Below are 22,960 nucleotides of genomic sequence, written 5' to 3'. Positions count from 1 at the left end.
TAATAAGGATTTTCGATCTCAAGATCGCGCTACCAGTTAGTTCCGATTGAAACATCGCTAGTATACCAAAGAAGATAAGGCTATTTTAACTTGTTGTACTATGCGTAGCCGCAGGATCGACTAACTTAAACGCCTGCTGATATAACTCACAACCAGGAATCGCTTTATCTCCCACTCGATCGATTAAACCCAGACTGCTCAACTTATAAGCTAGGATCGGAGCTAGGACGAGCGGAATAGTGGCACTCATGACTCGATCGAGAGCTTGAGCTAATTCTGGCTGTTCTGTTAGCGTTACCCAATGACGTTGTAAGTGATGGTGATAAATTCCACTAGCTGTGGCGGCAGTTTCTAGTAGTTGCGCTAGAGTGATGTCGCCACGACTCAGATGATAGAAGGCAATATTCACCAGTGCGGGATGTCCCCCCACCAGCTCCATTAGTTGCCCAGCATCTACTCCATCTTCCCAGTCGAGTCCATAGCATCGAGCTAACTGCTGTACCTCTGCTAACGAGAAAGTATCTAACTGAATTGGCAAGCCGACATTAAAGGGGGATTGGTTGAGCTGAAGGGGAATGTAAATTTCTGTCGAGTGAACCACAATCAAGCGGAGCTTTTGCCAAATCGGGAGGATTTTGGCTTCTTCATACCAAGAGCGCAGCAACGGCAAAAAATCATGGGCGATCTGCGGATGCTCGAAAATTTGATTCAGCTCATCGAATACCAATACCAGGGGCGTAGCAATTTTTGCTAATAGATAGTGTTGGAAGTACTCAGTGCAGCTAATTTTGCTGCCGAGATCTTCATCCCAATACTCGTCGAGCATCGGTTTGAGTTGGAGCTGACGAGCCACATTCGTACAGATACAACGCAAAAATCGATCGAGATCGCTCAAAATCGATTCGTCAACTTGGGCGAGATTGAGGCTGACAGTATGGTAGCCCAAGCTTTGCGCCGATGCCAGTACCCTCAGTAGCAACGATGTCTTACCCATTTCTCGCGGTGCTTTGATCCGCACCAATGCTCCTGGCTTGGTAATTTCGCGATCGATCTGCGCTGCAAATGGGGTGCGCTCTAAATAAAATGGCGAGCCGAGCGGGACTGCACCATCGGGGTAGCGCGGTAATGTGTCTGGTGTCGGAATATCGTTGGTGAAGCTTGTCTCAAAGACGATCGATTCGTTCCCACCAGCACAAATCGATTCAGGCTGGAAAGTCTGCGGCGATCGCATATCTACCGTTGAAATTTCTCGCCAGTCTAATTCTAATTTCCGACAGAGTTCTTCAAAAGTTGTATAGTCAACAGCTTTGCCAGTCAGAAATTTATTAACTGTAGCGAGTGCAAAGCCGACATCCTCAGCCAAGGAGCGTTGACTGGGAAAACCATTGCGGTTGAGTGCCAGTTTGACTCGATCGATGCAATTTTCTCGAACTCTGAGAGATCTGGACATATCACCTCTCACTGTAGATGTTCTAATCTTACAATATAATTCAAGCAAAAAGTAGTCGTTAGATATACATAAGTTATAAACAAGTTAGTCATTCGTAGTCTCAAACTTAGTTAGGAGTCGAGTTTGATAGATGTATCGAATGCGCTCGAACCGAATCTACTTAAAATGTATTGGGAATCGATTATGCAACTACCTTTAGGCCCCCAAACCCCCGCTTTTGTCCAGCTCACGCGCTGGATTTTTAGCCCGATGTCATTTATGGACGAATGCGTTCGTCGCTTTGGAGACATGTATACCCTCAATCTGGGTAAAAATAATCTAGTCTTTGTCAGCAATCCTCAAGCCTTGCAGCAAATTTTAACTCAAGATACTAAAGCAGATTTTCATGCTCCAGGCGATCTGAACGGTTTACTAAAAACCTTGCTCGGTGACAACTCGGTAATTTGTTTGAGTGGGGCACAACATCAACGCCAACGACAGTTGATGATGCCACCATTTCATGGCGATCGAATGCGAAGCTATAGTGATGTCATCAATCGAGTCACGACGCAAACGCTCGCGCAAGTCCAGATCGGTCGAACCTTTGACGTGCGAACGACCACCCAAGCAATTACCCTGCGGGTAATTATGCAGGCGGTATTTGGACTAGATCGTGGCGAGCGTGCCGAACGACTAGCACATCTATTAAGCGAACTGCTCGATCGCGGCGGTTCTCCTCTAAGTGTCTCGATGTTATATTTTCCGATCCTCCAACAGGAATGGGGTGGCATCAGCCCTTGGGCGATCCAAATGCGCGTTCAGCGAGCGGTGGATGCCTTAATCTACGCCGAGATCGCCGAACGTCGGACTCACCCCGATCCCTCCCGTACAGACATCCTCAGCCTATTGATGGCAGCGCAGGATGAGGCGGGTGAATCGATGACCGATGTTGAATTGCGGGATGAATTGATGACGCTGCTAGTTGCCGGACATGAGACGACGGCGACAGCTTTAGCGTGGGCATTATATTGGCTGCACAAATTGCCAGCCGTCAGGGATAAACTAGTCGCAGAAATCGATGACTTGGGTGCAGATCCAGATGTCAACGCGATCGTCAAAGCACCCTATCTCGAAGCTGTTTGTAATGAAACCCTGCGGATTTATCCGGTAGCAATGTTGACTTTGCCTAGAGTTAGCCTCCAATCTGTAACGCTTGCCGGACGCGAAATACCACCAGAGACAACCATATTGGGATCGATTTATTCAACCCATCAGCGAGCAGAATTATATCCCCAACCCCAGGAATTTCGCCCAGAACGCTTCCTAGAGCGAAAGTTTTCTCCGTTTGAGTTTTTGCCCTTTGGTAGTGGTGCCAGACGCTGCATCGGTAGTGCGTTTGCCATGATGGAACTGAAGCTTGCCCTTGCCAAGATCCTCTCGCGGTGGGAACTGGAATTGGTAGATAAGCGGGATATCCATCCCAAACGCCGAGGTTTGGTTACGGCTCCCGAACGCCCGATCCAACTACTGGTAAAAAGTCAGCGATCTGCGATCGATCTCCACCCAGTCCAGGCAATCGATCGCGGAGCGTTCGCCTAGCGAAATTGACTTCCCCTGCTTGGAGGATGAAAAATCCCGATCTTTTCGATTGTCCTCTTGAACTCATCTTTTACCCAACTAACGATCGCGATCGTGACATTAAATCACCTACCCAAAATTTTAGTGTAAGAGGAATTGTTAATGTCCAACGATAAATCAGAGGATCCAATTGCCAGTAGTAAATACACTGCCAAGAGCGAGACAGAGAGATTATTCAGCGTGTTTGAGAATTTCTATAAAGATGCTGAAGAAACCAAAAATTTATCATTAGAAGATACTACGAGCGATCGGCAACCAGTTCTTACAATGTCCTCAATCGGGCAATTGGGTCGATTTGGCAACCAGCTTTTTCAGTATGCTTTTTTAAGGCTTTGTGCCGAAAAAAGTGGCGCACGAGTAGAGTGTCCTGCTTGGGTTGGTCAAACTCTATTCGGACATCAAGATGCACCTATTTCCAAGCGATTACCTCCAGCAATCGAGTGTAAGGATGAGGAAGAAAATCTCTTCGATGTAATTCCAGAATTTATTCCTTATATCGAAAAACTGGCAGATGCGAAGAGTTTGCGGGTAGGTGTAGAGGCTCTAAATACTGGTCTTGCCAATGTCGATTTATGGGGTTTCTTTCAATTTCACAATCGATATTTCAAACCTCATCAGCAATACTTTCGTTCGCTTTTTCAACCTGTAGATAACCTGAAAATAGCTTTAGAGGAGGGTTTAAATACTCTGCGATCGAAAGGTAGCACGATCGTCGGTATTCACATTCGACGCAGCGATTATCTCAAAGAACCACGAATGGGTTTCACGCTAGTGTTTCCTACTAAGTGGTATTGTGAATGGCTCGAAGGGATCTGGGATGAGTTAGAAAACCCAATTCTTTTGCTATGCAGTGACGATTTAGACGGTATCGTTGCTGACTTTGCCAAATTTTCACCTGTGACTACAAGTGACTTAAAAATTCAGTTACCAGCAGAAATGAAAGAATTAGACTTTTATATTGATTTCTTTATGCTAAGTCAATGTGATATGGTTTGTAGTAGCAATAGCAATTTTAGCTTTGTTGCTTGTATGCTCAATCAACGAGCAAAGATATTTTTCCGTCCACACTGGGATTTTTCATCGAGGTTTATTGTCTTCGATCCTTGGGATAGCCACCCACTTTTATATATAGGACAGCCGAAATTACTGAAAAATCTAACGGAGATTGTTCGGACTACTTATTTTACGCAAGGTATTTGGGCAATGCTCAAATCTATATTTGTATACCTTCCCAAGAGTCTTATCAGAGAGTGGCTACTTCGAGCATATCTACGTTACAAAGTTAATGGCATCATCGGCGCGATCGATTGCTTTTAAGAGTGATTCTTTTGGGAGGAGATGAAGATCTGCGCTCCAGTAAGATGTCTCTGGATCTGGTTCTTAGCAAATTGTCCCTACCAAAAATCTGAGTTAGCCCGCCCTTGCTCCCCCGAAAACAATCGCTCTCCTGATTGTAGCAAGAACTGCGGATCGTCCAAGCGATGACATTGATGAGCCTGGGACTTGACGCTCGACCCGCAGGCGCGTTTTTGCCTTCATTTTTAGATCGAACAAAAAATAAACATTGCCGAAAAATTCTTTAACTAAGAAGTTAGTTGAAAGTTGTTGGTAAGTTACTCATAAGTTAGTCACAACTCAATCGTTCTCAGATTCAAACTTAGTTAGTGATGGAGTTTAATCCATATAACAGACTGAAACTAACTAAATTTTAATCTAAAAAACTATGCCGAATAACTCCAGACGATCCACCAAAGAGATTCTCTTATCATCTCTTAGCGTACTGATTATTATTAGTTCTACTATGGTTGGCTTGACTATGTTATGGAAAGAATGTTCGCGGCTAATAACTAATGATCTCATTTACCCTTCCTCTTGGCGATGGGTCACAAACCGATCTCGTTAACTTGCATTCATTCATTCGATCGACATTACATTTTGTTTCAATATCGAGCAGAAGATTTTTACCGATCGAACAAAAATCCGATAATCGGTCTAATTACAGAATAAATTGGCTTCTGAGAATATCGGTAACAACTATGCTAAAACAACTTTTTATTATCAAACTCGGTTTGCTCTTATCCTGCTTGTTACCGCTGCCAGTCTTAGCACAAAGTATCGAGGGGATAAATATCTTTGGTGATAGCCTAGTAGACAATGGCAACGCTTTTAAAGCAACTGGGGGACTAGTTCCGCCCAGTCCACCTTATTTTAACGGACGTTTTTCTAATGGCCCTGTTTGGGTCGAAGGTTTTTCTACTGAGTTAAAATTACCAGCCGGAACGACTAATAACTTCGGAGTGGGCGGAGCTACTAGCGGTACGGGAAATACCATAAATGTCGCGCTCCCAGGTTTAACGACTCAACTTGATGGCTTTTTACTCCTCTCACCCACCGCCAATCCCAACCAGTTATTTGTCATCTGGGCGGGTGCGAATGACTATCTCGGCGGCGGTATTACCAATCCAGCCACCGTAGTTGGTAATCTATCTACAGCTACTCAAAGATTGGTAAACGCTGGAGCGCAGCAAATAGTCGTCCCCAATCTTCCCGACTTAGGTAAGATTCCTGCTGGTGCGGCAGAGCCAGTGCAAAGTGCCGGACTTTCCCAACTATCAGCAGCTCACAATAGCGGTTTGAGAACATCTCTCCAAGCTCTGTCCCAACAGAATCCCAATCTGTCGATCGTGCCGACCGATATGGGAGCATTATTTAATGCCGTCATTACCAATCCCGCTCGATTTGGCTTTACCAATGTCACGCAACCTTGCTTAAATACGACCACTGGGGCTGTTTGTGCTAGTCCCGATACATCCCTATTCTGGGATCCACTTCACCCCACTGCTGCGGGTCATAGACTAATCTCTGCCTATGCTTTAGATACTGTTACGGCGGGACGATCGATCGCCGCTCAGACTGAGACTGCTTTGGGCAATGCCAACCGCCAAACCCGCGATATTAACGGTCGTTTACTCGCACTGCGAACTACCGCGCGTCCGATAAACGGACAGGTCGGTGTATTTGTCAATGGTGACACTAATTTCGGATCTCGATCGACCACTAATACTAATACGGGTTTTAATATCGATACCAAAGGTTTTACCGTCGGTGCCGATTATCCAGTCACTCAGAATCTCGCTGTAGGTTTAGCGGTGAGTTCTGCAAGTACTAATAACCAACTCAATGATAATCGCGGGAAAGTCTCAGTTGGGAGTACCTCTGTCTCTGTCTATGGCAACTATACTCAGGACAAATTCTACACCGATGCCCTGATTAATTATGGTTGGAACAACTTTAATATCGATCGCAATATTCAGGTACCAGGTTTTACCCAAGCCACTGCTAAACCCAAATCCCCATCCGCACGAAAATTGGTGCGAACGATCGAGATTTTATTCGCTTGAGTACTGGCTTTCAAACGGAGTTTACCAGCAGTTTATTTGTGAATTTGGGTTATGAAACGATCGTCGGTAAAGATAACTTTCGCGATAATTATCTCAATGCCACAGTCCGCTATCAGTTTTAACCGGACTACTCGATCGATCGAGATCTGACGATCGATTCTCCAAGGAGAGGCTATCGCCAACGCAAGTGAGTCACAAGTTAGTCATTCTTAGTCTCGAATTCAGATAGGAGTCGAGTTAGATGGAGGTGTGATAAACATTTACTTAAAAGGAAGGTTCGACCGTGTTAATGGAAAAATTGCGTTCAGCTACTCCTCAATTAGAAAACTCGATCGCTCGGCAAAAAAACTATTTGTCTCCGTTCCGATCGGGATCGTCTAATGTTAATATTCCTCATTCGAGCATCTGTAAAGATTTACCTTGGCAACAAAAAACGGCGTTTAGTCCCGAACCTTTATACAAGGAGATAAAAAGCTACACCACGACGATCGCCACAAATGGAGATCCTGCTGATATTTATTACCCTATTGCCAAGTCAAACAAATGTCCTGTGGAATTTCCAATTGCACTGCTGATGCAAGGGGCGTTAGTCGATAAAGCTGATTACGCTAATTTTGCGTCTCAAGTAGCAAGTTATGGCTTTATTGTGGTAGTTCCCAATCACGAACGAACTTTGACTGCGCCAACCGGACAAACAATTACAGGATTGTTTCCCGAACAGCGACAGGTTAATGACGTTTTGAATTGGATGGTAGCAGAGGATGCCAATCCTCATTCGCCGATCGCTAAAATTGTCGATTCAGATAAATTGGGATTGCTGGGACATTCCTTTGGGGGGAGCGTCGGATTGGTTGCTAGTCAAGAAGACATCTTTATCCCTGGCATTAGTTCTCCAAATTATGTCCAACCGCCCGAACTAAAAGCCGGGATCTTTTATGGCACTAGCTTCAGAAATCCCGTTACGGATGCCGTTTTACCATTAAACAACCAGGACATTGCCATTGGCTTAATTATCGGCGATCGGGATAGCGTAATTAAACCTGGATCTACGGCTGAAACCTACGATCTGATTCTCAATCCTCCCAAGGCGTTAATTACAGTCGAGGGTGCTAATCACTATGGGATTACCAATCTAGATAATCTAATTCGCGAACCCAATCGACCAACATTAGCGCAATCTACTGCTACAGAAACGATCGCTCGCTGGAGTGGGATATTTTTACAGGCACATCTGCAAGGTAGTTCAGGTGCTTTTGACTATATTTACAACACTGGTGACGCTCTCGATCTCAATGTGAGTGTCATCAGTCAAAGTCCCAACTTCGGACAATTCTTGAATCTGCCGTAGTGTCTGGTGAGATCCGTTCCCAAAAATACATCACTTGAGCCTTGGGGATCGATAGTCATTTGATATCCAAAAGTCAGTCACAAGTTAGTCATTCGTAGTCTCGAACTCAGATAGGAGTCGAGTTAAATGGATATGTGAGATGCAAACCAGCAGAATTTGAGCTATGTCACACACCATCATCGACGCGCTAGATCGAGTCATCCCATCGTTGGTACAGCCGCTACCGAGGAGCATCGTACCGACAGAGGAGACACTAAACAGATACACTAACTGCCTGTGCGCCTGCCGTGGGGATTTTCCCCATCAAAAACTACTCATGCCAGACTATGAACTCACTTGGTCGATTTTAGATCGAGATCGATCGCAATGTAGTCAGGAGGTAAGTGCGGTAATGGTGACAGTCTGGGAAGCCGCTGGAATTGATTGGCAGCGACGGGCAGTCATCAATCTCAAAGTGGCATCTAGAGAACTGTGGACGCATCGCCAGCTCCGCCCGGATGGCAGCCTGCTGATGGCACTAATGATGCACGATGATGGGTTTGGTTCGTCCCGTATTCTCCTGTCTGGCTATCTCAAACCACATTTTCCGGCTGGTTATTATGTGGCAGTTCCCGATCGACGAATCGGCATTGTCACGCCGCGCAATCTCTCAGAGCGCGAACGGCAAGAGACTGAAGAGTTGCTCCAATCTTATTACGACAGGGCTTCTGTGCCGATCGGTTCGCAGCTACTCGCTCCTGAAGATCTGCTGCCCCAACAGTACTACTGGAAATAGCAATGAGATTATTAACTGTCAATCGCCGCATTCGCCGCTGGATGGGCTGGCTGGCTTTAATTTTAGTCGCGAGTCTCCTTGTCATCCTGTGGCAACGCTTTACTACGCTCCAGCCAGTCGTCACAACGCCAGCACAGGTAGAAATAACTAAAACTGACGAGCCGATTCAACCCATTCCGCTAGAAATTGCGACAGATAAACCGAAAGTTGCTTTGGGCGAGCAATTATTTCAAGACGTGCGCCTGTCTAAAAATAGTCAAAAATCTTGCCTGAGTTGTCATAGTTTTAGCTTGGGCGGTGCAGATCGGATCGCGCATTCGATCGGCATCGACGGAGCCAATACTAAAGTTAATACCCCGACAGTATTTAATGTACGGTTTAACTTTCGATTTAATTGGGATGGCGAATTTACCAATCTTGCGGATCATCTCGATGCGCTGATGAGTAACCCGCGCACAATGGGTACTCAATGGCCAACCGCAATTCGATCGCTCCAACAGGTGCCAGCATACGTGCGTGCTTTTAGTCAGATTTATCCTGATGGCGTAACTGCCACCAATATTAAAGACGCGATCGTGGCTTATGAGTTGTCGCTCAATACGCCAAATGCGCGGTTCGATCGCTTTTTGTTGGGTGATAAAACAGCATTAACATCAACAGAAAAAGAAGGCTATCGGTTATTTAAAAATTATGGATGCGTTAGTTGTCATCAAGGTGTGAATATCGGCGGTAATATGTTTCAACCCTTTGGTGTCATCGGTAATTATTTAATCGATCGCGGTCAGATTAAACCCGCAGATTTGGGACACTTTAATGTCAGTGAAAATGAAGCCGATCGTTATGTTTTTCGCGTGCCGAGCCTACGGAATGTCGCTGTAACAGCACCTTACTTTCACGATGGCTCGGCGCAGACTTTGACTAAGGCGATCGAACAGATGACTAAATATCAACTCGGTCGTTCGCTAGCAAAAAAACAGATCGAACAGATCGCTGAATTTTTAGGTACGCTCACTGGGGAGTATCGAGGTAAGCCGTTATGAAAATAGCTTTTTACCAAAAAATTAGAACGGCGATCTCAAATAAACCGCGCCAAAAAAGAGATTATGCCCAGATGTTTTTAGCATGGAGTGGCTATCTATTGCCCGTTGTGCTGGTGGTATTAGCAATTTTATGGATTAAGTCAATCGCGATCGATAACGACCGTCACAATCAATATTTGGCTCATTTGCGTCAAATACAAACCTTAGATGCGCGGATCGATCGAAATGTATTGCAGGCGCGAGATGGATTGTTGAAAAATTACGATCCGATCGTCAACGATTTGGCTCAACTCAACCAATTACAGACCACTCTCCGGCAAATGCCAAGTTTTTTGGGCGAGGAAAGTCGGCAAGAAATAGAGCGATTGTTGCAAATACACATTAGTGTTTGGCTAAATAAAGAAGACAGCATCTTGAAATTTCAATCACAAAATGCCGTGTTACTTAACTCGTTGACTTATTTTCCAATCGCGATTTCCGATGTAGTTGCTAAAGATAGCACGGCTCCAACTTTAAAAGATAGTTTAAATAACTTGCTGCGGGATATTTTGTTATTTAATATCGATACCAATAATACCTCGGCGGCAAAGATAGAACGAGAAATCCAACAAGTATTGGCAAATTTGACTCCGACAACTGAAAGGAAGGCGATCGAAATGGTACTGACTCACGCCCGCATTATTTTCAATCGCCGCGCTCTGGTTAATGGTTCGGTCGAAACTGCCATTGAATTGCCTACAGCCAAAAGCAGCGAAAAGTTGGCTCTAGCTTATAACCTGCGCTATCAACAAGCGATCGATACCACTAACAACTATCGACTCTGGTTTTACTTACTATCGATCGCATTATTAATGGGAATTGCGACTTGGATCGTGTTGAAGATTCGCCGCGATGCTGCTGCCTTAGCAGCTTCCGAAGCAAAATTCTTAGCAGCTTTTCGCTTCGCTCCCTACCCACTGGCGATCGCGACAATCCCAGACTTTACCCTGCTCGAAGTCAATGACAGTTTTTGTCGCGAAAGTGGCTTTACCCGCGCAGAAGCGATCGGGCGAAATGGATTGGAGTTAAATCTTTATCAAAATCCTGAAGATCGAGTCAGTATTCTTCAGATCTTGCTCAAAAAAGGGGCGATTCGGCATCATGAAGTAGAAGTTTGCACCAACAGAAAAAAAGTCAGAACCGTGTTACTCTCAGCAGAAACGATCGATCTGAATGGACGAGATTGTTTTTTGATAGCTAGCGATGATATTACCGATCGCAAACGAGTAGAAGTAGCTCTGCGAGAAGCTAAACAGGCGGCGGAAACTGCCAACCTCGCCAAGAGCCAGTTTCTCGCCAATATGAGTCACGAACTACGCACACCGCTGAATATCATTCTCGGATTTACCCAACTATTAGCCCGCGATTCGCGCCATAGCAGCCAAGCCGCAAGTCTACTCGTCGCCCAACGGCAAGAATATTTAAATACGATTGCCCGGAGCGGCGAACATCTGTTGGACTTGATTAATGACGTATTGGAAATGTCCAAAATTGAAGCAGGGCGGACGATTCTCAACGCAACCAGCTTCGATCTCGATCGGCAACTCCAGACGCTAGCAGATATGTGGCAACCCAAAGCCAAAGCAAAGGGGCTGCAATTGACGGTGCTGAAACAACCAGAGGTACCGCAATCTGTGTTTACCGACGAGCGGAAACTCCGCCAAGTCTTGATGAATTTAATCTCGAATGCGATTAAGTTTACGGCAACGGGTGGGATTAGTTTGCGAGTGTGGGTGGGACAGGTTAGCCAACGGTTATGTTTTGAGGTTGAGGATACTGGCGTAGGCATTGCCACCGACGAGGTAGCGATGTTATTTAATGCCTTCGCTCAAACCGAATCGGGTCGCCAATCGCAACAGGGAACGGGACTGGGACTGGCGATTAGTCGCGAATTTGTCCGGCTGATGGGTGGCGATTTGACCCTAATAACTCAGCTCGGACAGGGCACCACCTTTCGGTTCGATTTGCCGCTGGTAAATGCCGACACAGTTGAGGCTGTGCCGCTGCAACCCCAGCAACAACACACGATCGGTTTAGCCGAAGGACAGCACTATCGGCTGCTAGTAGTCGAAGACAATCGCGAAAGTCGCCAATTGCTAGTCAAAATGTTGGAGACATTGGGTTTTGAAGTCCAACAAGCCGAGAATGGACGCGAAGCGATCGATCGCTGGAAATCTTTTGACCCCCATTTGATTTGGATGGATCTACGGATGCCTGTCATGGATGGCTATGAAGCCACCAGACAGATTAGAGCGCAGCCACAAGGCGACAAAACGACGATTTTGGCTTTAACAGCCAGTGTCTTTGAAGACGAACGCCCACAGGCGATCGCGGCGGGTTGCAATGACTTTATTCGCAAACCCTTTCGCGAAGAGGAACTGTTCGCGAAGATGGCGCACTATTTGGGGGTGCATTATCGCTACGAATCGTTCGCGGAGCGTCCCCTTTGGGGAATCGACCCCATTAGCATTCCAGCAGCGACACCAGCCGATCTGACGGCGGCGTTGTTGTTAATCGAGCAGATGCCTGTCGAATGGCGATCGCAACTCTACCAAGCCGCTACTCAAGTCGATGCCGAGCAAATTTTGAGGTCGATCGATCTCATCCCGCCAGAATATTCGCCGCTGGCTGTGGCGATCGCCGATTTGATGAACCATTATCGATTCGATCGGATTGTGGAATTAACCCGATCTTCCCCAAACCATCCGTAGGGGCGGGTTTATGCTAGCAAATCTCGATTTAACGATAACTCTCGTACAAACCCGCCCAACCCCACCATTAACCTTTCGATCGGGGGTATTGGAGTTACTGCGGAGATCTACCCACCCCGCCCTACGGGCACCCCTGTCTTGAAAAGGTGCTTCACTTGGGGAAACCCCAAGACCGCACTTTTCGCTCCGAGGAGGGGATTTTCTACCCTAGCCTCAACTGAAGGGAGCAATGTTTTATGAATCCCAGTTCTTCCAAAGGCGACATTCTGATCGTCGATGATACGCCAGATAACTTGCGCTTGCTATCTTCTACGCTGACGGAAGCTGGATACAAAGTGCGGAGTGTGATTAACGGGACAATGGCTCTGATGGGCGCGCAAGCGGCTCCGCCCGACCTAATCGTTTTAGATATCAAAATGCCGGATATGGACGGTTATGAGGTCTGTCAACGCTTGAAACAGCATCAGAATACTCGCGAGATTCCGGTGATTTTTGTCAGTGCTTTGGATGAGGTTTTTGATAAGGTCAAAGCTTTTAATAGTGGCGGCGTTGATTATATTCAAAAGCCGTTTCACATCGAGGAAGTTCGCGCTCGCATTGAAAATCAACTGACGATCCGACGGCTGCAAATTCAACTTCAGGATCGGCACGATCGATTGCAGCAAACTCAGGCGGAACTAGTGCAGGCTCTAGCACAGGAGCGATCGCTCAAACAACGGATCGAGGAAATGGCGGCGATCGAAGAACGCAATCGGATTGCCCGCGAGATTCACGATTCGTTAGGACATTCGCTGATGGCTCTAAATGTTCAGATCCAAGCTGCTGCGACGTTGTTGCTGACCGATCCGACTCAAGCTCAGTCTTTTTTGACTCAAGCCCAGCGGTTGGGTGCCATTGCCATCCAGGAAGTTCGAGCATCGGTTGGGGCACTGCGGACAGACAAACGCCCCGAACAGCCGCTCCCAGACACGATCGCCGATTTGGCAGAAGAGTTTCGACAGGTGACAGGGATTACCCCCACTATTCGCGCTCGATTGACGCAACCTATTTCTGCCTGTGTATCGAAAACACTCTATCGGATCGTGCAGGAAGCACTGACGAATATTTCTAAATATGCGGAGGCAACCCAAGTGGAAATTTATGTGGTGACGAAAGACGATTTTATTCACCTGAAGGTCGTCGATAACGGTCGGGGATTCGATCGACACCAGCAAGCAACTGGATTTGGACTCCAGGGAATGCAGGAGCGAGTTACCGCTCTCAACGGTGAGTTTCGCCTGACGACATCACCGGGATCTGGTTGTCAGATTCAGGTGAAGTTTCCGGTGTTACTGGAGATCTGAGCAGATCCTCGATTAGATCTCACGCATGAGTTATGAGAGTTGCTGCGGGGATCTACCCACTCCGCCCTACGGGCACCCCTGTCTTGAAAAGGTGCTTCACTTGCGGCTCACCTTTGGACGGGTTCCCCGTCAAAAAGGGTGAGACAAGACAGGGGAAACCCCAAGACCGCACTTTTCGCTCCGAGGAGGGGATTTTCCCCGCTTTTCACTCCTCCAGTCTCCCCGTCTCCCAGTCTCCCGCTCCCCACTCCCCGCTCCCCACTCCCCACTCCCCCCAGAGGTACTACCATGATTCGCTTATTACTAGTAGACGACCAAAGTTTGATTTGCCAGGGTTTAGCCGCCATTCTAAACCAGGAAGACGATTTGCAAGTAGTTGGGTGTGCGGAGAATGGGCGAGTCGCGATTTCCATGCTGGAAGGCTTCGCTAACGATCGAGTCCCATCTATACAGCCAGATGTGGTGTTGATGGATATTCGGATGCCCGTCATGACGGGGATTGAGGCGACTCGATTGATTGCCGAGCGGTTTCCGACGGTCAAGGTGTTGATGCTGAGTACATTTGATGAAGATCGGGATATCGCTCAGTCGATGCGAGTAGGTGCCAAGGGCTATTTGCTCAAAGATATGCCAGCTCAAGAACTAGCAGATGCAATTCGGTTAGTGCATCGCGGCTATAGCCAAATGGCTCCAGGTTTGATGGAAAAACTAGTGACGAGTGTTGCCAATCCTGACGATGAGGTTCCGCCGCAGATCGAGCCAGAAACCCTGAAGCAGCTACCGCCGAGAGAACGCGATGTCCTGCGGTTGCTCGGTCAAGGCTGCACGAATCGCGAAATCGCCGCTAAATTGAACCTCGCGGAAGGAACGGTCAAAACCTATGTGACTCACCTGCTCAACCGTCTGACGTTCAACAATCGATCGCAACTGGCGATTTTTGCTAATTCGGTGATGAAGTGCGAAATTTGACCGTTGGTATTGGCGATTTTCTAATAAAGAGGCTATCGCCAACGATGGTTCATCTGACTGCCGGACACATCTCCGAAAAGTTAAGCTATGAAGGGGCATAGCAGGTAATCACTCGGATAAAGGAAAAATCAAAGGCGTAGTCATGTTCTTCTTTAGCCTTCTTGGAGGCAAAGCAAGGTGCTGGATCTTGGCGAAAAAGGGGAATAGGGCGCAGTAGTGTTCGACCCTTATGCACAACACCTTGAAGGTAGCGCAGTCCAATCTTCAAATAACTTAATCCTCGGTGCCGATGAGGGTCAACCTGTTGCCGCAAGCCAGCCACCTGAACAGCCATGCCAGTAGTAGTAGCAAACAAAATTGCTAGAGCAGCGACTAGGTATAGACGCTTCAAACGTTTAGCACAGCGAAGATGTGAGCCTTCCAACTGAAATACGCCAGATTTGCTATCGAGAAATAGTTCTTCGATACAAAAGCGTAGACCATATTGCCACAGCGTGTTTAGGGAAGGCTCTTCATCAGTAATAACCGCCCAAGACTCCTTCGCCGAAGCGGCAGTAGCTAGAACTAGATTGGTGCGGTGGAGTCCATCTGACCAAAGACCAACATTACGAAAGAAAGTAGCTTGATTGCGCCCAGGCAGAAGGTCTGCAACAGTTGCAGACCGATGACGCTTGATTCCTCGGAGGACAACATCTGTCTTTAACCTCAGAGCGTAATGCCAATAGTGATTATGCAACCATCCCAGTAGTTCATGGCAGGCAAAAGCCCGGTCTCCGAGCAGCATAATGTCTGGGTAATCAGCTAGCAATTGATGAGCCAAGTGCAACATAGGCTTGTACTCAGCAAAAGACACCGTCGCACTCTCGTGTTCAATCACCTTCCATAACAAGGGAATAGCTCTCCCACAGCAGATTACCGCTAGATGAATCATGCAGTACTTATCCCAGAGTACTGTCGTGTCAATCGCCAAGTAGAGTCGCGAATGTTTGTGTTTACTTAATGCTGCTATAGCGATCCTAATTGAGTTACGTATTTTACAGTACAATGATATTAATTAATTAACAGCTCATATTTAAGTAATGAATAATCCTTTCATAAAACAGGAAGAAGAATATAATAAAATAGCTAGTTTAGAAGCTTCGATCGAGAGCGATCCAGATCCCAGAGAACTTAAAAGAGCGATCGCTGTAAAAATGTCGATTGAAGGACATTCCCATCAGACAATAACACAAATATTAGGCGTAAGCAAAAGTTTTATTAGAGATTGGACAAAAGCTTTTAATGTGAGAGGAATAGAAGGAATTAAGTTGGGATATAAAGGTGCGAAGGGGAAATTAACTAGCGAACAGAAAGCAGAAATAATTGAGTGGGTGAGGACTAAAAACTACTGGCATTTAGATGAGTTAGTCAACCATTTAGAGGACAAGTATGATGTTGTTTACAAATCCAAACAAAGTTATTACGATCTGTTTGAATTAGGGAAAATTAGCTGGAAAAGATCTCAAAAGAGCAATCCTAAATTTGATGACGAGTTAGTAAAAAAAAAGAGAGAGGAAATTAATACTTTTTTAGCCAGACACAAGGCAGAGATTGAAACAGGAGAAATGGCAGTACTATTTATAGATGAGTGTCATTTACGTAGTGGAGATATTTGTGGATATGTATGGGGTGAGACTAATAGCAGGATTGAAATCCCTATTAAAAATGAAAAAGAGAGACAAACTTATTTTGGGGCACTTAACTATCAAACTAAAGAATTTACAATTGAAGCTGCTCCAGCAGGCAATGGTGAATCAACCGTTAAATTTATCAAGAATTTACAACGCAAATATCCAAACAAAAAAATTGTATTAATTTGGGATGGGGCTAGCTACCATAGGTTCGGCGAATTTCGAGAATATTTAGGCGAAGTGAATCGATCGAGTTTATCAGACAGTTTAGAGATTACTTGTATTCTGTTTGCTCCAAATGCACCCCAACAAAATCCGGTAGAAGATGTTTGGTTGCAAGGGAAGAACTTCTTGAGAAAATACTGGTACTTATGCAAGTCCTTTTGGGCTATCAAAAAGCTGTTTGAGTTGTTTTATGACTCTTCAAGATTTAATTTTCCCAAGATTCACAAGTATCACTTTTCTCAGGAAATCAATTAGGATTGCTATATCCTTCGACCTGCAAAAACATCCAATCGATCGATCGAAGCGAGGATACAATTAGAGCCGCTTCTTGATTTTCTAGAAGGTTAGCGATCGCTTCCCCTTGTCGATCCAACCCTGACTGAGGTTCAATACTTGGGATGGCAAATCGTCAAGGGTGAAGCGATTTATGTTTAGGAATCTTCAAATGAATATACTTAGCCAAAAGTTAACAAGAATTAATCTCTTTTGTCAACTTACGATCGAGACGTTTTTCAGATGTTTGTTTTGAGTGAGATCTCTAAGATCTAAACAATTAGATCGATAGAGCGACCACAAATGAATAATCTAGATAGAAATTGGAACAATCTGTTCGGGGAGTATACGACCGATGAAACTGCTTGGCATGGGCAATGGAATTCATACTCTCCTGAGCAGGAATTAATCAAGAGCAAACAAGCGGTCAGAAGTTTTCGCTCGAATATAGACCAGACAGCCATCACTCATACCAATCGCTACCTGGATGCTGATGGAAATGTTATTGATGAAAAAAGCTGGCAAATCGATCGAGATACCTGGAATCAGCCGAGTGGATTGAGTCATCCTGCTATATCCTCAATGCGAACGTTGTCGTTTGGAGCAGGTGGTGGATCGGCTTGGCTTTCACACAAACTCATTCTCGGAAACGCCTGCGGTCTAGAACTTTTCTTTAGGAATCACGAATGGCGAATGAGTGTTGCAATTGTCTATGGAGAAAACGGCCAGCTCGATCGAATTACACACATTCGAGAACACAGGGGCTGTTTCTCTGATGAATTGCTCAGTGAAGAGCGATCGGAAATTTCAGGAAATTGGATTGGAAAGAAACGCTCCATGACTCCTGACTTGAGCATTTCACCTGAAGAAGATGTTCGAGTATCCTTCGATCGAACCATTGACGATCGCCAAATAATTTGTCTTCCCGGCAACACGATTGTACAGGTTTCTAAGAGCATCAATGCTAATCAACCGATTCAGCTTGCAGCAGGTCATCGAACAGCAGACCATCAGTTGCAGCATCTTGCAGCTCACTATGATAATACAGGTACGTTCATAGAGTTAATTTCTGCAACCTTGCAGCCGACTTCCTAGCGCGAATTCACTCGTATGTGACGCATTTACTGAATCATCTGACGGTGCGGAATCGATCGCTCATCAACAAAAGTATTAAGTAATTATACTCAGCCTATCGACTAATGTTAACCGGATTGACTCTACTTCGTTGAGTGGGAGTCGAGAGGTTCTTGAGATGTTTCGCTTGAGCTGAATCTCTACGATAAAGACAGTTAAGCTGCAACCGAACCTGATGAGAACAAAGGCTACATCATCAGATCCTTTGTCCATAGTAGCCTCACCACAAAGGAGATCGATCGTGGCAATCATCAACGAAAACATCAAAGCAAAGATCGAACAGCACAGCTTATGGATGCTGTCGAACGGGCAAGAAGGCGCGATCGCCGACTTGAGTAATGCCAACTTGAGTTTTGCCGATTTGAGTTCTGTCAACTTGCGTTATGCCAACTTGCGTAATACCAACTTGCATCATGCCAACTTGAGTAATGCCGAATTGAGTAATGCCGAATTGAGTTTTACCGACTTGAGTTCTGCCAACTTGAGTTCTGCCAACTTGCATCATGCTAACTTGAGCTTTGCCAACTTGAGTTATGCCAACTCGCATCATGCCAATTTGAGTTATGCCAACTTGAGTTATGCCGATTTGAGTTCGATCGACTTGAGTTCTGCCGATTTGAGTTATACCAACTTGCATTACGCGATCGGAAATATGGGCGAGGTGAAATCGATGCACTTCGAGTTAGTTTCCGTCGTGTGGTACTACGATGCGGCAGACGAAATCATTGTTTGTACTGACTCTGAGCGCAAGAGTTTGCAAGAGTGGAAGAAGATCGAACACAACAATGTGGTTCGAGACGGAGATCCCGATCGATGGAGACACCTCACTCCTCTCCTGTGGCAACTGATTGAAGCTTCTCCTCCCGTCCCTTGGCAGGAGAAGTCTGAGGTAGCGATCTAGACTTTGTGCGTGCCTTGCCCCCATCCTTTATTGGTATCTCTCCATGCCCAAGCAAAGAAGTGTTCCCTTCAAATCGCCGCTGTCGTCATTGCCAGAACAAATCGGCCATTATTTCCAGTTTGAACGATTGGGCACAAACTATCGCACCGAATGGCTCGCTAGCCTCACGACATTCCTGTCACTCGCTCCGCTGCTAGTCGTGAATGCTCGGATTCTGGGAAGTGCTGTTTTTCTAGAACAACCCGGAGATTTATTCGAGCAGATTTTAGTAGCACTAGCACTTTGTTCGGCACTTGCTAGCTTTTTGGTCGGTGTCTTTGCAAACTATCCCTTTGCGATGAGTGCGGGCACAGGCACGATCTCACTGTTTGCTTTTTCGATCGTGCTAGGAATGGGGATGAATTGGCGTTTAGCATTCACCGCCGCTCTCGTCCAAGGCATTCTGTTTACTGCATTGTCGGTGAGTCCCTTTCGTCGCCAATTAAACGATGCGATTCCCAGTTCGCTCAAGCAAGCAATGGTGGTTGGCTTGGGTTTATTTCTAGCCTATCTTGGGCTGTCAGGAAAGGTGACTCCGCCCCATTTAGGTGCAGGCATTATTGTCGCGGGCACTGCAACCACGACGATGTTAGGGAACTTAAAGGAACCCGTAACTTTAATTGCTATTGTTGGAATTCTGGCGACCACACTGCTGACCGTTCGACGAGTCAAAGGTGCTTTGTTGTTGGGAGTTACGGGCACTGCTCTATTAGGTTGGGGCTGTGGTGTTGCTCCTTTGCCTCAGAGTATCTTCACACTACCGCGATTTCCACAGGATTTGATGGGACAAGCGATCGCTGGAGTGTACTATCTCAGTTGGTCGCAGTTAGGGAACTTTATTACGGTTGTGTTGATTTTGTTATTTGTGTCTCTGTCGGATACGATTGGTGCATTCAACGTGTTGGGGCATCAGATCGACCAACTGACATCTGAAGGTGAATTACGCCGTTCTCAATCCGCTCTATTAGCCAACGGTCTGGGGACAGTATTTGGAGCATTGATGGGCAGTACTCCGGTGATTCCCTATCTGGTATCTGCATCGGGAATTATTGAAGGTGGACGGAGTGGGTTTGTGGCGATCGTCGTAGCAGTTTTATTTCTGATTTCAACTGTGTTTGCTCCTGTGTTTGCTGCCGTTCCAGCTTTTGCGACGACTCCAGTGCTAATTACGATCGGTGTAATGATGATGAGTTGCGTTCGTTCCATCGATTGGAATGATTCAGCAGAAGCAATTCCAGCGTTTCTGGTCATTTTGATTATACCCCTGACTTTTTCGATCGCCAACGGAGTTGCAGCAGGTTCGATCGCTCATGCGGTGGCAAAAGTTGCTCGGGGAGATTGGCACACAATGCGATCGAGTTTAATTTTGGCTGCAATTTCCACCGCTTATTTTGCGTCGATCGCCATGCCAGCGTAATGCACTTGCGAACCGTTTAACCGCAATCGAAGCAGCCTAGCACTGTTGAAGTTCGGCGATCGTTTGGTTGAAAGATGGAAGGTTAGACATAGCAATGTAGCCCGAACGTTGTACTTTATCGAACGCTCGAATCGATCGGATTTTTGGCTGCGGGTCGAAGGATATTAACTAAAGTATTAAGCGATCGTACTTATGCCACCACCAAAGGTTGTAAGCGATTACTGTCTTTAGTCGTTCCACATCGAGACGTTTTTCAGATGTTTAGCTTGGGTTGAAATTATAAGATAAATAAATCTCGAACAAACAATTGGTATTATAGTTTTCGCGCCAGTTGTCACCTAAGTATTCTTAGATTTAGTTTGTAAAACAACAAATAATTCAAATGAAAAAACTTACTAAGATAGTGAATCTCATCTGGCGATCGATATCGATTAACCCTGATGACGCTTGGATTTGGTATGAAGTTTTCAAGACGCTACATACCCAAATGGGTGGCGATTTACGGATCGAATTAGCACAACTAGATCGCCGTGAATTTAATTCACTGGGTTAAGGAATGCACCATGAAGTCAATCTCCTCATACCTGGCAGTATTTAATAGTCGAAAAATGGTAGCAATCTTGCTACTGGGCTTTGCTTCTGGTTTGCCATCAGTGCTAGGTGAAGATGCGTTTAGAGCATGGCTGACGAAGACTGGATTCGATCTCAAAACCATTGGTTGGTTGAGCTTGGTAGGATTGCCTTATGCCCTCAAATTTCTCTGGTTGCCATTAATCGATCGATTTCGGCTGCCCTGGCTAGGACGCAGACGGGGCTTGATTCTGGCGACTCAAATCGGGCTGACGATCGCGATTTTGGGTTTGGCTAGTCAGATGGGTGTAATTGTGGGATTGGATGCTGCGGGGCGAAACACTGCGCTGCAATCGATCGCGATTACCGCTGTGGCGATCGCGTTTTTGAGTGCGACTCAGGATCTGGCGATCGCTGCGATGGGCACCGATCTGTTAGGCAAGTTGGAAGTGGGCGCAGGTGCTTCGGTGGCTCTGTGGGGCTACAGGGTGGCATTACTGCTGACGGGGTGGATTGCCTTCGTTTTAGCCGATTGGATTGGCTGGGCAGCGGTTTACAGCGCAATGGCGGGATGTTTGGGGATCGGGATCGTGGGTACTTTCCTCGCTCCCAATGCCAAAGTTAATCTCGCCCCCAAAAGTCTGACCGCCGCCCTATTAGAGCCTGTTCGGGACTTCTTCCGCCGCTTGGGTACCCGAAAAGCGATTTTAGTGGCGATCTTTATTGTCGTGTTTCGGCTTGGTGATGGGATGGTGGCTAAAATGGCGGTGCCGTTTCTGGGCGATCGCGGGTTGGGCTTTAGCGATACAGATATCGGGAATATCCACCAAGGGATCGGCTCGATTGCCACGCTCGTCGGTACTCTCGCTGGTGGCTCTTTGTTGAGTAAATTAGGCATCAATCGCTCTCTGTGGATTTTTGGCGGCTTACAAGCTATGAGTAATTGGGCTTATTACTTTCTGGCTTTGACTAGCAAGCATCTCTCGGTGATGGTACTGGCGATTAATATCGAAAATTTCTGTAGTGGTTTAGCGTTAGCTGGGTTGGTGGGATATCTAATGAGTCTGTGCGATCCCGAATTTTCAGCTACTCAGTTTGCACTGTTATCTAGTCTAATGGCGATCGGTCGCGATCTAATCGCTGGGCCAGCGGCGGGAGAAATCGCCACTCAGTTCGGGGTTGGGACTAGCGGGGCTGGATTGGTTTATTGGGGCGGCTTCTTTTTGGGGACAATAATCATTGCCATACCAGGGATGGTAATGCTGTTATTTATAGCACCTTGGAATACAAAAAGTTTTGGAAATTTAATTGTTTAAACGAGTTATAAAAAAATGATTATTCCCAACCAAACGCCACAATCTGAATTATTGATATCCAGTTTTTTAGAGCTGGTCAACACCAAAGATGGTGATTTTACAGTAGTCGCCAAACTGTTTGAAGCCAGTAATGATGATGAGAGTATGCAGTTGACGATCGAGCATTTGTGTCTTTATCCCCCAGCAAAGCAAGCTTTTACCAACCGTTTGCGCTTGGGTACGATCGATCTCGACCGACTGAGTAAGCTTGCCGTTAATACACTCGGTCGTCTATATGCAGATCGCATTATTCACGATCTGCTCGAACCAATTCGATCGGATTTACAGCCCCAAAGCGATCTAGACTTTCTGAATGTGCATATTACCGAAACTCACGATCTTTGGCATGTTGTCACTGGTACCAATACAGATATGTTGGGTGAAATTCAATTAGAGGCATTGTATATCGCACAGCTAAAGATGTCCCGTTTTTGGCTGGCATTGATTACTAAGAATCTTTTAAAATCTTTGTTGTATGACATTGAAATGGCCGATCGGTATCTGGAAGTAATTACTAAGGGCTGGATGATGGGTCATCAAGCGCAGCCTTTGTTCGGAGTTAATTGGTCTAATTTATGGGAAACACCGATCGAAGAAGTTCGGGCTTCCTTAAATGTGAGTATTTTGTAGCTGCCCGATCTCTACAGGTAGACATTCAGGTTGACTAGATAAGTTATGCACAA

The 22,960-nt window shown here is 46.0% G+C and carries 19 protein-coding genes; 17 read left to right on the top strand and 2 right to left on the bottom strand.

The window, feature by feature from the left end; translation table 11 throughout:
* Window positions 1–85: 85 nt before the first annotated feature.
* The gene (locus tag ACEW9J_RS24835; protein ID WP_373547757.1) at window positions 86–1,462 is read right to left on the bottom strand and encodes an AAA-like domain-containing protein; all 1,377 of its coding nucleotides are present in this window, start codon (window positions 1,460–1,462) and stop codon (window positions 86–88) included.
* Window positions 1,463–1,633: 171 nt separating this feature from the next.
* Here ACEW9J_RS24835 and ACEW9J_RS24830 point away from each other — a divergent pair, with 171 nt between their 5' ends.
* The 10 genes from ACEW9J_RS24830 to ACEW9J_RS24785 all read left to right on the top strand — a co-directional run bounded on the left by ACEW9J_RS24830 (window position 1,634) and on the right by ACEW9J_RS24785 (window position 14,693).
* Complete coding sequence (locus ACEW9J_RS24830) at window positions 1,634–3,028, top strand: cytochrome P450 (protein WP_373547745.1); 1,395 nt, start codon at window positions 1,634–1,636, stop codon at window positions 3,026–3,028.
* Window positions 3,029–3,169: 141 nt separating this feature from the next.
* The gene (locus ACEW9J_RS24825) at window positions 3,170–4,384 is read left to right on the top strand and encodes an alpha-1,2-fucosyltransferase (protein ID WP_373547744.1); all 1,215 of its coding nucleotides are present in this window, start codon (window positions 3,170–3,172) and stop codon (window positions 4,382–4,384) included.
* Between the two features lie 719 nt (window positions 4,385–5,103).
* Window positions 5,104–6,468 (top strand): SGNH/GDSL hydrolase family protein, encoded by a 1,365-nt coding sequence (locus ACEW9J_RS24820; RefSeq protein WP_373547743.1) that lies wholly within the window; start codon window positions 5,104–5,106, stop codon window positions 6,466–6,468.
* On the top strand, window positions 6,465–6,590 hold the full coding sequence (locus ACEW9J_RS24815; protein ID WP_373547742.1) for a hypothetical protein: 126 nt from the start codon (window positions 6,465–6,467) through the stop codon (window positions 6,588–6,590). Before ACEW9J_RS24820 ends, ACEW9J_RS24815 begins: the two co-directional genes overlap by 4 nt.
* A 167-nt stretch (window positions 6,591–6,757) precedes the next feature.
* Window positions 6,758–7,816: an alpha/beta hydrolase family protein gene (locus ACEW9J_RS24810; RefSeq protein WP_373547741.1), complete on the top strand. Its 1,059-nt coding sequence runs from the start codon at window positions 6,758–6,760 to the stop codon at window positions 7,814–7,816.
* A 163-nt stretch (window positions 7,817–7,979) separates the two neighbouring features.
* On the top strand, window positions 7,980–8,591 hold the full coding sequence (locus ACEW9J_RS24805) for a hypothetical protein (RefSeq protein WP_373547740.1): 612 nt from the start codon (window positions 7,980–7,982) through the stop codon (window positions 8,589–8,591).
* A 2-nt stretch (window positions 8,592–8,593) separates the two neighbouring features.
* Window positions 8,594–9,631, top strand: a complete 1,038-nt coding sequence (locus ACEW9J_RS24800) for a cytochrome-c peroxidase (RefSeq protein ID WP_373547739.1) — start codon at window positions 8,594–8,596, stop codon at window positions 9,629–9,631.
* Window positions 9,628–12,381, top strand: a complete 2,754-nt coding sequence (locus ACEW9J_RS24795) for a DAHL domain-containing protein (RefSeq protein ID WP_373547738.1) — start codon at window positions 9,628–9,630, stop codon at window positions 12,379–12,381. Before ACEW9J_RS24800 ends, ACEW9J_RS24795 begins: the two co-directional genes overlap by 4 nt.
* A gap of 236 nt (window positions 12,382–12,617) precedes the next feature.
* A complete protein-coding gene (locus tag ACEW9J_RS24790; protein ID WP_373547737.1) occupies window positions 12,618–13,724 on the top strand; it encodes a response regulator in 1,107 nt (368 codons plus the stop codon).
* Window positions 13,725–14,012: 288 nt separating this feature from the next.
* Entirely contained in the window at window positions 14,013–14,693 is a 681-nt protein-coding gene (locus ACEW9J_RS24785) for a response regulator (RefSeq protein ID WP_373547736.1), read from the top strand.
* An 85-nt stretch (window positions 14,694–14,778) separates the two neighbouring features.
* Here ACEW9J_RS24785 and ACEW9J_RS24780 read toward each other — a convergent pair whose 3' ends face one another.
* A complete protein-coding gene (locus tag ACEW9J_RS24780; RefSeq protein ID WP_373547756.1) occupies window positions 14,779–15,624 on the bottom strand; it encodes a transposase in 846 nt (281 codons plus the stop codon).
* Window positions 15,625–15,772: 148 nt separating this feature from the next.
* On the opposite strand from ACEW9J_RS24780, the gene ACEW9J_RS24775 reads away from it, so the two are divergent.
* The 7 genes from ACEW9J_RS24775 to ACEW9J_RS24745 all read left to right on the top strand — a co-directional run bounded on the left by ACEW9J_RS24775 (window position 15,773) and on the right by ACEW9J_RS24745 (window position 22,907).
* On the top strand, window positions 15,773–16,843 hold the full coding sequence (locus ACEW9J_RS24775; protein WP_373547735.1) for an IS630 family transposase: 1,071 nt from the start codon (window positions 15,773–15,775) through the stop codon (window positions 16,841–16,843).
* A gap of 321 nt (window positions 16,844–17,164) precedes the next feature.
* Window positions 17,165–17,956 carry a DUF3598 family protein gene (locus tag ACEW9J_RS24770; protein ID WP_373547734.1) on the top strand — a complete coding sequence of 264 codons (792 nt, stop codon included), beginning with the start codon at window positions 17,165–17,167 and terminating at the stop codon, window positions 17,954–17,956.
* A 214-nt stretch (window positions 17,957–18,170) separates the two neighbouring features.
* Window positions 18,171–18,896, top strand: a complete 726-nt coding sequence (locus ACEW9J_RS24765) for a pentapeptide repeat-containing protein (RefSeq protein ID WP_373547733.1) — start codon at window positions 18,171–18,173, stop codon at window positions 18,894–18,896.
* A gap of 43 nt (window positions 18,897–18,939) precedes the next feature.
* Window positions 18,940–20,352 carry an NCS2 family permease gene (locus ACEW9J_RS24760; RefSeq protein ID WP_373547732.1) on the top strand — a complete coding sequence of 471 codons (1,413 nt, stop codon included), beginning with the start codon at window positions 18,940–18,942 and terminating at the stop codon, window positions 20,350–20,352.
* A gap of 382 nt (window positions 20,353–20,734) precedes the next feature.
* A complete protein-coding gene (locus tag ACEW9J_RS24755) occupies window positions 20,735–20,905 on the top strand; it encodes a hypothetical protein (RefSeq protein ID WP_373547731.1) in 171 nt (56 codons plus the stop codon).
* A 10-nt stretch (window positions 20,906–20,915) separates the two neighbouring features.
* Complete coding sequence (locus ACEW9J_RS24750) at window positions 20,916–22,238, top strand: MFS transporter (protein ID WP_373547730.1); 1,323 nt, start codon at window positions 20,916–20,918, stop codon at window positions 22,236–22,238.
* 15 nt (window positions 22,239–22,253) lie between these two features.
* On the top strand, window positions 22,254–22,907 hold the full coding sequence (locus ACEW9J_RS24745; RefSeq protein WP_373547729.1) for a Coq4 family protein: 654 nt from the start codon (window positions 22,254–22,256) through the stop codon (window positions 22,905–22,907).
* Window positions 22,908–22,960 lie beyond the last annotated feature (53 nt).

This window comes from Chamaesiphon sp., from assembly GCF_041737865.1.
GTDB lineage: Bacteria > Cyanobacteriota > Cyanobacteriia > Cyanobacteriales > Chamaesiphonaceae > Chamaesiphon.
The sequence above is the reverse complement of the archived record's forward strand: the minus strand, read 5'-3'. Positions and strand labels throughout refer to the sequence as shown.